The sequence below is a fragment of the Acidovorax sp. KPB24-03 genome (assembly GCF_057546605.1).
On record NZ_BAAJYR010000726.1, the window covers coordinates 1 to 1,102 of the forward strand.

1 protein-coding gene is annotated in these 1,102 nt (G+C 71.1%); it reads left to right on the top strand.

The features are described 5' to 3' along the window. The coding region (locus tag AC27KI_RS25540) for an efflux RND transporter periplasmic adaptor subunit (protein ID WP_487116602.1) at positions 1–1,102 on the top strand (1,102 nt) is incomplete at both ends.

Here is a 1,102-nt window from a genome sequence, read left to right on the forward strand (position 1 = left end):
GCCCCGGGTGGTCCCGGGGGGCCGGGCGGGCCCGGTTTCGGCGGTGGCGGGCGGGCCATGGTCACGGTGGGCGAGGCCACGGCACGGCAGGCGTCGCTGCCGGTGGTCATCGACGCGCTAGGGACGGTCACGCCGGTCACCACGGTCACCCTGCGCCCGCAGGTGTCGGGCGTGCTCACCCAGGTGCTGTTCACCGAAGGGCAGATGGTCAAGAAGGGCCAGGTGCTGGCGCAGATCGACCCGCGCCCCTACGAGCAGGCCCTGATGCAGGCGCAGGGCACGCGCCAGCGCGATGAGGCGCAGCTCGACAATGCCCGCATCACCCTGGAGCGCTACCGCACGCTGCTGTCGCAGGACTCGATCGCGCGCCAGGATGTGGACACGCAGGCCGCGCTGGTCAAGCAGCTGCAGGGCACGGTGATGACCGACCTCGCCCAGGAGAAGACCGCGCGCCTGAACCTCGACTACACCCGCGTCACCTCGCCCGCCACGGGCCGCATCGGCCTGCGCACGGTGGACGCCGGCAACTACGTGAGTGCCGGCGAGGCCACGGGCATCGCCACCATCACGCAGATGACGCCGATCGATGTGCAGTTCTCGGTGCCCCAGGACCGCGTGACCGACGTGCAGGCGTCGCAGCAGGGCGCGCAGCCGCTGGCCGTGACGGCGTTCGACCGCACCCGCACCACCGAAGTGGGCAAGGGGCAGTTTTCCACGCTGGACAATCTGGTGGACACCACCACGGGCACGGTCAAGGCCAAGGCCCGGTTCGAGAACGCCAACGGTGCGCTGTTTCCCAACCAGTTCGTGAACGTGCAGCTCCTGCTGCGCGAGGTGCCGGCCGTGGTGGTGCCGGTGACGGCGGTGCGCACGGGCGCCAATGGCGACTTCGTCTATGTCATCAACGAAGACCGCACGGTGTCGCTGCGCAAGGTCAAGCGTGGCCAGGCGACGGTGGGGCTGATGGCCGTCACCGAGGGCCTGAAGGCCGGCGAGCGCGTGGTGACCGAAGGCGGCGACCGTTTGAAGGACGGTGCCACCGTGCAGCTGCAAGGCGCGCGCGGCCCGGCCTCCGCAGCCAGCGGCGCCGCCGGTGCCCAGC